Annotated in this window: 9 protein-coding genes; 2 read left to right on the forward strand and 7 right to left on the reverse strand. The window is 72.1% G+C overall.

Annotated features, from left to right (window positions below):
- Positions 1-61: 61 nt before the first annotated feature.
- Positions 62-2,887, reverse strand: coding sequence for a DNA translocase FtsK 4TM domain-containing protein (locus ACFWE2_RS22735; RefSeq protein WP_377226478.1), 2,826 nt, complete (start codon positions 2,885-2,887; stop codon positions 62-64).
- Positions 2,888-3,043: 156 nt separating this feature from the next.
- Positions 3,044-3,490, reverse strand: coding sequence for a hypothetical protein (locus ACFWE2_RS22740; RefSeq protein ID WP_377226479.1), 447 nt, complete (start codon positions 3,488-3,490; stop codon positions 3,044-3,046).
- A 56-nt stretch (positions 3,491-3,546) separates the two neighbouring features.
- On the opposite strand from ACFWE2_RS22740, the gene ACFWE2_RS22745 reads away from it, so the two are divergent.
- The gene (locus ACFWE2_RS22745; RefSeq protein ID WP_377226480.1) at positions 3,547-4,134 is read left to right on the forward strand and encodes a TetR/AcrR family transcriptional regulator; all 588 of its coding nucleotides are present in this window, start codon (positions 3,547-3,549) and stop codon (positions 4,132-4,134) included.
- Positions 4,135-4,200: 66 nt separating this feature from the next.
- Here ACFWE2_RS22745 and ACFWE2_RS22750 read toward each other — a convergent pair whose 3' ends face one another.
- The 4 genes from ACFWE2_RS22750 to ACFWE2_RS22765 all read right to left on the reverse strand — a co-directional run bounded on the left by ACFWE2_RS22750 (position 4,201) and on the right by ACFWE2_RS22765 (position 7,427).
- On the reverse strand, positions 4,201-5,214 hold the full coding sequence (locus ACFWE2_RS22750; RefSeq protein WP_377226481.1) for an adenosine deaminase: 1,014 nt from the start codon (positions 5,212-5,214) through the stop codon (positions 4,201-4,203).
- A 36-nt stretch (positions 5,215-5,250) separates the two neighbouring features.
- Positions 5,251-6,102 carry a DUF4328 domain-containing protein gene (locus ACFWE2_RS22755; RefSeq protein ID WP_377226482.1) on the reverse strand — a complete coding sequence of 284 codons (852 nt, stop codon included), beginning with the start codon at positions 6,100-6,102 and terminating at the stop codon, positions 5,251-5,253.
- Positions 6,103-6,221: 119 nt separating this feature from the next.
- Complete coding sequence (locus ACFWE2_RS22760) at positions 6,222-6,878, reverse strand: DUF998 domain-containing protein (protein WP_377226483.1); 657 nt, start codon at positions 6,876-6,878, stop codon at positions 6,222-6,224.
- Positions 6,879-7,007: 129 nt separating this feature from the next.
- On the reverse strand, positions 7,008-7,427 hold the full coding sequence (locus tag ACFWE2_RS22765; protein WP_377226484.1) for a MarR family winged helix-turn-helix transcriptional regulator: 420 nt from the start codon (positions 7,425-7,427) through the stop codon (positions 7,008-7,010).
- 90 nt (positions 7,428-7,517) lie between these two features.
- On the opposite strand from ACFWE2_RS22765, the gene ACFWE2_RS22770 reads away from it, so the two are divergent.
- A complete protein-coding gene (locus tag ACFWE2_RS22770) occupies positions 7,518-8,333 on the forward strand; it encodes an SDR family NAD(P)-dependent oxidoreductase (protein WP_377226485.1) in 816 nt (271 codons plus the stop codon).
- A 25-nt stretch (positions 8,334-8,358) separates the two neighbouring features.
- Here ACFWE2_RS22770 and ACFWE2_RS22775 read toward each other — a convergent pair whose 3' ends face one another.
- Positions 8,359-8,946, reverse strand: coding sequence for a DUF4328 domain-containing protein (locus tag ACFWE2_RS22775; RefSeq protein ID WP_377226486.1), 588 nt, complete (start codon positions 8,944-8,946; stop codon positions 8,359-8,361).
- Between the last annotated feature and the right edge of the window lie 322 nt (positions 8,947-9,268).

Below are 9,268 nucleotides of genomic sequence, written 5' to 3' on the forward strand. Positions count from 1 at the left end.
GTCCGAGCCTCCCGGCTTTCAGCCAAGGAAGCTCGGACAGGCGCTCTACTTCGCGGGTGGATCAGCGCAGCGCCTCGGCGTCGTCGTGGTAGTCCGTCGCGACCGGAGGCAGGTGACCGTCGGTGCCGTCGGCGTACCGGTCCGGTGACGCGGCGGACCCGTCGTCCGCACCGTCGTCCCCCGACACCGACTGGTCGAAGACCTGGGCCGGCTGCTCGCCGCGGATGAGGGCGAGCGCCGAGGGAAGGTCGTCCGCCGTGACCAGCACGTCGCGGGCCTTGGAGCCTTCCGACGGCCCCACGATCTCGCGGGACTCCAGGAGGTCCATGAGCCGCCCCGCCTTGGCGAATCCGACGCGCAGCTTGCGCTGCAGCATCGACGTCGAGCCGAACTGGGTGGTGACCACGAGCTCGGTCGCCTGCAGCAGCAGGTCGAGGTCGTCGCCGATGTCCTCGTCGACCTGCTTCTTGGCCGCGGCGGGCGCCGCGACGTCCTCGCGGTAGACGGGCTTGAGCTGGCTCTTGACGTGCTCGACGACCTGGTGCACCTCGGACTCGGTGACCCAGGCACCCTGGACGCGCATCGGCTTGGCCGCGCCCATGGGCAGGAAGAGCGCGTCACCCTGACCGATGAGCTTCTCGGCACCGGGCTGGTCCAGGACCACGCGCGAGTCGGCGAGCGAGGACGTGGCGAACGCGAGCCGGGACGGCACGTTCGCCTTGATCAGGCCGGTCACGACGTCGACGGACGGCCGCTGCGTCGCGAGCACCAGGTGGATGCCCGCTGCGCGCGCGAGCTGCGTGATGCGCTGGATCGAGGCCTCGACGTCGCGCGGGGCGACCATCATGAGGTCGGCGAGCTCGTCGACCACGACCAGCAGGTACGGGTACGGCGCGATCTTGCGCTCGGAGCCCGGCAGCGGCTTGACCTTGCCCGCCCGGACGGCGACGTTGAAGTCGTCGACGTGCTTGTAGCCGAACATCGCCAGGTCGTCGTACCGGGCGTCCATCTCGCGCACCACCCAGTCGAGGGCCTCCGCCGCCTTCTTGGGGCTGGTGATGATCGGCGTGATGAGGTGCGGGATGCCCTCGTAGATCGTGAGCTCCACGCGCTTGGGGTCCACCAGGATCAGGCGCACCTGCTCCGGTGTGGAGCGCATCAGGATCGAGGTGATCATCGAGTTGATGAAGCTCGACTTACCGGCGCCGGTCGCACCGGCCACGAGGATGTGCGGCATCTTGGCGAGGTTCGCCACGACGTAGCCGCCCTCGACGTCCTTGCCGACGCCCATCACCATCGGGTGCTCGGTGCGGCGGGCCGCGCCCGAGCGCAGCACGTCGCCCAGCACCACGGTCTCGCGGTCCGTGTTCGGGATCTCGATGCCGATGGCGGACTTGCCGGGGATGGGCGACAGGATGCGCACGTCCGCGCTCGCGACCGCGTAGGCGATGTTGTTGGACAGCGACGTGATGCGCTCGACCTTGGTCTTGGCGCCCACCTCGACCTCGTAGCGGGTGACCGTCGGCCCGCGGCTGAAGCCGGTGACCTTGGCGTCCACGCCGAACTGCTCGAACACGCCCGTCAGCGACTCGACCACCCGGTCGTTCGCCGCCGACCGTGCCTTGTGGGGCGCTCCCGCGACCAGGAGGTCCTCGTCGGGCAGCAGGTAGACCGTGTCGCCCTCCAGCATGGGCTGCACGCCCCGCGGCATCGGCTCGCCGGCCTCGGGTGGCCTGGGGCCGTCCGCCTTGGGGGCGGCCTTGGCGCCCGCCGCCCGTTCGCCGTCGGGACCGAGCACGCCGGGACCGATGGCCGGAGCGCCGGTGACCTTGCCCGCTGACTCGCTCGTGGGGATGCGCTGCGTGGTGAGCCGGCCGGCCTTCGCGGCCCGCTCGGCGGCCTCCACCTCGGCGGCCTTCTCGAAGGCCTCGTCGCCCACGAACCCGGCGAGGCGCTCCTTCTCGGCAGCGATCTCCTCCTTGGTGCGGCGCTTGCGGCGCTTCGTGGTCCCGGTGGTGCCGTCGTGCCGCGAGACGCCGTCGGCGAGCGCGAGCCCGTCGTCGTCGGCGGCGTCCTCGCGGTGGTTGCCGGTCAGCCGGTCGTACATGCCGCGCAGTCGCGCCGGGATCCGGTGCACCGGCGTCGCCGTCACGATGAGGACGCCGAAGAACCCGGCCAGGACGTACAGCGGGATCGCGAACCACTGCGTCAGGCCCGTGACCACCGGCGTCGCGAAGAGGAACCCGATGATGCCGCCGGCGTCCTGCACGGGGGCGAAGCCCGCCGTCGGCGACGGCAGGTCCGCGCTGATGTGCACGAGAGAGCAGGTGGCGACCACCAGGAAGCTGAGCCCGATCGCCACCCGGCCGTTCTGCTGGGCACGCTCCGGGTGGCGCATGACGCGGAAGGCGAGCCAGACGAGCAGCACGGGCAGGGCCACGCCCGCGATGCCGAAGGTGCCTGCGACCACCGCGTGCACACCGTCGCCGAACGGTCCGTCGATGCCCCACCACTCGCGGGCGGCGACGATCACCGCGACCGCGAGCAGCGCGAAGCCGACGCCGTCGCGCCGGTGGTCCGGTTCCAGTTCCTGTCCTCCCTGCTGCGTTGCCTGCTGCGCGCCCCCGTCGGACGTGTCCTGCGCCGGCCGCGGCCCGGCGGCGCGGGTGGCACCGCCCACCGCGTGGGCCATACCCATCCACAGCCCGCGCAGCGCACGCACGGGCCACGGCGGGCGGGACGGACCGGACGCGGCCTTGGCCGCCGGGCGGGCAGCCCCCCGGCGCTGCGCCGGTCGCTTCGACGCGGCAGCCTTGGGCCTGGCGCTCTTCGCGCCCTGCCCGGATCCCTTCCCGGAGCTTCGCCGGGCCGACGTGCGGGTCGCCATGATGTCGCCACCGTAACCGGGGAGGGCGGCGGGGCCCAGGAGGCCTCGCGGTGTGTCCCAGGACCGGACCCTTGTCCGCTTTGCCGGGACCGAGCGGGGAGCAGGGGCTGGATCCGCTCCGTCGGTATGGCCCGAGCCTGCGGTTCCGCTCCGGGCTCAGCCCAGGAGCAGCCCCACCGCCAGCGTCCCCACGCCTGCGGCAAGAACCGCCGCGCCGACCGGCAGCAGCACCACCGCGCGGTTCGGCCTCGTCCGCCCCTCGCCCATCGCGGAGAAGAAGAATCCGGCGGGCATCAGGATCGCCGCGTACAGCACGCCGGTGGCGGCCAGCCAGTGCGCGAACCCCGTCAGGCTCGTCGCCTCCGACAGGAGCAGGCAGAGCAGACCGAGGATCACGAGCACGCCCGCGTGCGCGTGGCCTGCCCGGAAGAAGCTCTTCTGCAGGTCGGTGGTGACCATCCGGCCGCCGAAGACCTTGAGCAGGAAGAACCCGCCCGACTCGATCCCCACGACGGTCAGCAGCACGATGCCCGCTGTGATGCGGGCCGGATCCGAGAGCTCGAGCACGGCGTCCTCCAGGGACCAGCTGTTCCGGTGTTTCATAACAGTGTTATCAAACAACGTTCGCAAACGGACGTCAAGGCTTCTAGACTCACGCCATGGCTCGACCACGACTGCACGACGACGCCCTGCGCACCCGGCTCCTCGAGGTCGCGTCGCGAATGATCTCGTCCGACGGCGAGAGTGCGGTCACCGTGCGCAAGGTCGCCGCGGAGGCGGGCACCAGCGCGTCGGCCGTCTACGCGCTCTTCGGCTCGCGCGAGGCCCTGGTCGGGGCGGTGAGCGACGAGGGCTTCCGGCGGTTCGCCGAGCACCTCGCCGCCGTCGGCCGGGGACCGGATCCCGCGGCGGACCTGCGCGCCCTCGGCGGCGCGTACCGGAAGTTCGCCCTGGCAGACCCGCATTTCTACCGCGTCATGTTCTACCGCGCGGTGCCACCGGCCGACGGCGGCTCGGCGGCCGCCGTCGACCGGCCCACCTTCCAGGTGCTGCACGACGCTGTCGCCAGGGCGCTCCACGGCGCGCCGCCCGAACGCGTGCTGGGTGCCGCCGTCGGGCTGTGGGGGCTGGTGCACGGGCTGGTGTCGCTCGAGCTGGCCGGTCTGCTGCCCGGGGACGCGAGCGCCCGCGAGGCCGCGTTCGACCGGGCCGCCGGAGCGGTCGGGCCGGCGCTGCTCGCGGGCTGACGCCGGTCGCGGCCAGGCCGAACCGGGCCGGTCGGACCGGCGTGACCGGTCGGCCGGCGTAGCCGCTCAGGCGCCGGCGACCCGCCAGGCCTCGACCTCCGCCAGATAGGTCGCGACCCGGTCCGGCGGCAGGAACGACCCCCTGAACGATGCCGCCGCGAGCTCGGCCCGCTGGTCCCGGGTGAGGTCGAAGGCGGCGGTGACGGCGTCGTCGACGTCGTCCACGTAGGCGCCGAAGTACGGCGGGTCGTCGGAGTTGATGCTGACGAGCATGCCTGCCTCGATCATCGCGGGCAGCGGGTGCTCGGCCAGGGTGGGGACGGCACGGAGCCGCACGTTGGAGACGGGGCATACGGTGAAGGGCACCTGTTCGGCCACGACGCGGGCGACGAGCTCCGGGTCGTCGACGACGGCGATGCCGTGGTCGATGCGCTCGGCGTGCAGGAGGTCGAGCGCGTCCCGGATGTTCTGGGCGGGTCCCTCCTCTCCCGCGTGCGCGGTGCGGCGCAGCCCGGCCTCCTCCGCACGCGCGTAGACGGCCTGGAACAGGCCCGGCGGGTAGCCGACCTCGGCGTTGTCCAGCCCCACGCCGGCGATCGGCGCGTCCGCCGCGAGCAGCCGCTCTAGGACGTCGAGCGCGTCGGCGCTGTCCCGGTCGCGGTGGAAGGCGGCGATGAGCAGGGTGGTGATGCCGTGCTCGGCCTCGCTGCGCTGCAGGACGCCGGCGATACCGTCGATGACGTCCTCCAGCGGCACTCCGCGCACCAGGTGCGCCTGCGGGTCGAAGCTGATCTCCGCATGGCGCACCCCGGCGCGTGCCGCCCGCACCAGGTAGGCGCGGGTCAGGTCGGCGAAGTCGGCCTCGGTGCGGAGCACCGACATGGCCGCCGAGTACAGGTCGAGGAACGACTGCAGGTCCTCGAACTCGTACGCGGCACGCAGGCTCGCCGGGTCGGGGTACGGCAGGGCCACGCCGTTGCGGGCGGCGAGCTCGAACGCCAGCTCCGGTTCCAGCGTGCCCTCGATGTGCACGTGCAGCTCTGCGCGAGGAGGTCGCGACGGCGACGCGGGTGTGGTCATGACGGCAGGCTACGTCCCGTCAGCGGACTGGAAGCGTCAGGCGAACCCTGCGGCCTTCTCCTGTGCTGTCGTGGTCTCCCGGACGATCCTCACCCAGTGGATGGCCGCGACGGTGAGCGCGACGGCGGCGACGGACCGGACGACGATCTCCGCGACCTGGTCGGACGAGGTGAAGACGCGCAGGCCGGACACCAGCCAGAAGGTCCACCACAGGCCGAGGGCGACCCGGCGCTGCCCGTCGGGCAGGACCGCGTCGCGGATGTCCCGGACCACCTGGAACGGAACCCAGAGGAAGGCCACGGGGACGAGCCAGCCGAGCCAGGTCCAGGCCGGACCCCGCGCGAACCGGGCGGCGGGGTTCCAGGCCTCGGCGAACCTACGGCTGGCCTGGAGCCAGACGCAGGCGGCGACGTAGGCGGCCAGACCGAACAGGAGCGCGACGGTGGCGCCGTTGGGATCGACCCGTACGCCCAGACCGATGTTGATGCCGGACGCCTCGCCACGACCGCCCGTGAAGACCAGGATCGCCAGGTCCGCGAGCTCGACGAAGAGCAGGCAGCACGCGGCCACCGTCGTCCCGACCGCGAGCCCTGCGGGCGGCTCGGGCAGCGGCTTGCTGGACGTGCGACGACGTGCGGGGGCCTGGGCCCGGCCGACGGGCACTCGCTGCTGACCGCTGACCGGCGTGGGCGGTCCGGTGTGCTGTCCGGTGCTCGCACCGGCGTAGTGCTCGGGGTACTGGGGCTCGGGGTACTGGGGCTCTGCGTAAGGGGACTGCGGGTGCGCTGGGCTGCCCAGCTGCTCCGGGTGGGACTGCCTGCCTCGTTGCGGGACTGGCCCGCCCCAGGGAGCAGCGCCGTTCTGGTGGGGGGTACGCGGGTCGGACATCCATGGCCTCCGATGTGTTCCCGCCACCGTACTCACACCGCAATGTCCGATAGCAACCAGTTGCGGGTGAACCCGCGTCCGACTCGCGAACTCGTGGCCGCAGGCCCGACCGCCATCCGTCAGCGGCGCGCCAGATCGGGGTGCGGCACCTCCCGGTACAGGCGGAGCGACGCGAGCAGCAGCCAGGCGAACCCGACCACCACGGCGAGCCACAGCCCGCCCATCCCGGCAGGACCGAGCGCGGCCCCACCGACGAAGCCCACGAGGACCATGATCCCCGCAGCCCTCGACCAGGCCGCGTGGCCACGCTCGCGGTGCCGGGCGAGCCACCCCCCGAGCAGCAGGGCGGCGACCCCTAACGCGACGAACCCGACGCCGCCGAACGCGAAGTGCAGCACGCCGGAGAGCGTCATCGTCGTCGCGCCCGGCTGCCCGGGCGGGAACCCTGGCATCGGGTCGGGCGGGAAGATCGCGCTCGCCACCATGGCCGCGCCATAGCTGCCCACCCCGATCCCGGTGCCGCGGGCGCCGGCCCGGACCAGCCCGATCCCGGCGACCAGCACCATCACGCCGCTCAGCGCCAGGTTCGTGACCTGCATCCAGCCGCCGTCGCCCAGCATCAGGACGCTCAAGGGGTGCCGCGCGAAGTCGAATCCTTCCCGGGTCAGCGCCAGGACCAGCCCGACGAGCAGGTAGAACGGCCCCGCGACCACACCCCAGCCGAGCATCGACCGCGTCACCGCGGCCGCCGTGTCGAACTCGCTCTCCTGTGCCATCTCGCCCTCCGGTCCTGTAGCGCCGACGAGGTGCCGACGTCCTTTCCGATCAGACGACGGCGGCGGCAGGAACTGAGCGCGCCGCACCGGATCCGGGCCCGGGGCCGGAGACGTCAGGCCCGGGGCGGATCAGTCCGGCCGCGCGACACGTCCCAGCAGGCCGGCGAGCTGCGCCAGCTCACCGGCCGACAACGCGGCCAGCGGAGTCTTCTCCAGCACCGTCGAGACCAGCTCGTCGCGGACCCGACGGCCCTTGGCGGTCAATACCAGCACCCGGGAGCGGCGGTCGTCCGGGTCCACCGCGCGCTCCACCAGCCCGCGGCCGGTGAGCTGGTTGCTGATGAAGGTCAGGTTCGGCGCGTTGCAGTACAGGCGCTCGGCCATCACCTTCATCGAAGGCGGTGGCTCGTCCGGGTCGATGAGCCACAGCGCCTGGAACGTGGCCGGCGTCATCTGGTGCTCGGCCAACGACTCCCCGAGCAGGTCGTTCGTCCGCATCCAGATGTCGTGCGTCGCGGCGACCACCGCGGTGAGGTCGGGCGTGGTCATGCCCGCATCCTATCGATACTTCGAGACTTGAAGGATTCGTGCTACGTTCGTCCCACCAATACTTCGAGACTCGAAACAATGGAGGAACTGATGAGCGACGACTACCGTGGCACCACCGCCCTTGTCACCGGCGCGTCGAAGGGGCTCGGGCGGGCCTACGCACTGGAGCTGGCACGCCGGGGAGCCCGCGTGATCCTGCTGGCCCGGTCGGAGGCAGACCTCCGGGCGGTCGCCGCACAGATCCGTGAACGGCACGCAGGCCTCGATCCCGAGGTGATCACCGGGGACCTCGCCGCACCCGACGGCCCCGAACGGATCCTGCGAGAGCTGCGCGACCGCGGCCTGACCGTCGACCTGCTGCTCAACAACGCCGGTGCGGGCAGCGTCGGCCCGTTCCTCGGCCGACCGCTCGGGCCGCAGCTGAGCACCGTCGGGCTGAACATCAGCGGCCTGCTCGCGCTGACCCACGCGATCGGGGCCGAGATGGTCGCGCGGGGCTCGGGCGGCATCATCAACGTCTCGTCGACCGCGGCCTTCCAGCCCATGCCCTACCAGGCCAGCTACGCGGCGACGAAGGCCTTCGTGCTCTCCTTCTCCGAGGCGCTGGCCGAGGAGCTGCGCGGCTCCGGCGTGCACGTCATGGCGGCGCACCCCGGCGCCGTCGCCACCGGTTTCTTCGACGGGACCACGGCCAGCATCGACGAACGGCTGGCCGACGCACCGGCCGCCGTCGCGACCCGCACCCTGGACGACTACGCGCGCCGGCGCGCCGTCTCCTATCCCGGCCGCGCCGTGACCCGGGCGATGACCTGGCCGGCACGCCTGCTGCCGCGCACGCTCGTCCCGCGGCTGACCGGCGGGCTCAACCGCCGGCTACGCCTCCACGAGGCGGTCGACGCCGCCTAGCCGACGGCGGCGTGCGGCGCCTGCCTCAGTACGAGACAGCGCCGTCCTGCTCAGCGAGGCGCTCCCGCTGCCAGGCGGTGACCTCGCGAACGATCCGGATCCACAGGACCAGTGCGACGACCATGCCGATGCTCGACACGACCTCGAGCGGCACCACGATGTTCGACGCCAGTTCGGTCACGCTCGCCGAGGTCCGAGACGAAGTCCTGTCCGCCACTTCCCCGACGTAGTAGCTGACCAGCCACACCGCCCACCACCAGCCGATCCCGGTGACCGGCCCCGGAGACGTCGCACGCCGCACATCACGGACGACCTGGTACGGGAACCACAGGTTGACGATCGGGACCGCCCAGCCGAGCCAGGCCCACACCTTCCCCCGTTCGTGGACGAAGGACGGGTTCGCACCCTGGGCCGACACCCTGCTCTTGTACAGCCACACACCGGAGACAACGTAAGCGGCGATAGCGGCCGGCAGGACGAACATACCGACCGTGTCGTAGGTGGTGAACGCTGACTGGGAGGGGCTCAGGCCGAGGTCCGCCGCGTCTGCGTAGGCCTTCGCGGCCTGCGGCGCGAACACCGTGTGGGTGAGCTGGACCAGGGTCCAGGTCACGGCAAGGACGATACTGGCGACTCCGAGCCCGGCGTGAACCGTCACCCGCGGCACGGTGTACAGCGGCGCGCCGTACGTGTAGTGAGGGGCAGGCGGCGCGGTGGGCGGCGTCGGCCCTGTGGGTGGGGCGTACGGGTCGTGCGTCATCGGGTGGCTCCATGCTGTACGGGGAAACCCGGGCCTTGTCGAGAAGGCACCGGGCAGCCGCCAACGCTAGCCATCGTTGTCCGGTATGCCCCCATCCCCAGCGGGTGATCTTCCCGAACGCTCAGCCTGGCTCGACGAGAACGGGGTTATGTGCGTGACCAGGCTGGTCACGCAC

Source organism: Promicromonospora sp. NPDC060271 (assembly GCF_042726755.1).
Lineage (GTDB): Bacteria > Actinomycetota > Actinomycetes > Actinomycetales > Cellulomonadaceae > Promicromonospora.

Excerpts from the sequence above, each read along its gene's own strand:
- ACFWE2_RS22750 (WP_377226481.1), bottom strand. The coding sequence starts at position 5,214 with ATGACCACACCCGCGTCGCCGTCGCGACCTCCTCGCGCAGAGCTGCAC.
- ACFWE2_RS22770 (WP_377226485.1), top strand. The coding sequence starts at position 7,518 with ATGAGCGACGACTACCGTGGCACCACCGCCCTTGTCACCGGCGCGTCG.
- ACFWE2_RS22755 (WP_377226482.1), bottom strand. The coding sequence starts at position 6,102 with ATGTCCGACCCGCGTACCCCCCACCAGAACGGCGCTGCTCCCTGGGGC.
- ACFWE2_RS22765 (WP_377226484.1), bottom strand. The coding sequence starts at position 7,427 with ATGACCACGCCCGACCTCACCGCGGTGGTCGCCGCGACGCACGACATC.
- ACFWE2_RS22760 (WP_377226483.1), bottom strand. The coding sequence starts at position 6,878 with ATGGCACAGGAGAGCGAGTTCGACACGGCGGCCGCGGTGACGCGGTCG.
- ACFWE2_RS22745 (WP_377226480.1), top strand. The coding sequence starts at position 3,547 with ATGGCTCGACCACGACTGCACGACGACGCCCTGCGCACCCGGCTCCTC.
- ACFWE2_RS22740 (WP_377226479.1), bottom strand. The coding sequence starts at position 3,490 with ATGAAACACCGGAACAGCTGGTCCCTGGAGGACGCCGTGCTCGAGCTC.
- ACFWE2_RS22735 (WP_377226478.1), bottom strand. The coding sequence starts at position 2,887 with ATGGCGACCCGCACGTCGGCCCGGCGAAGCTCCGGGAAGGGATCCGGG.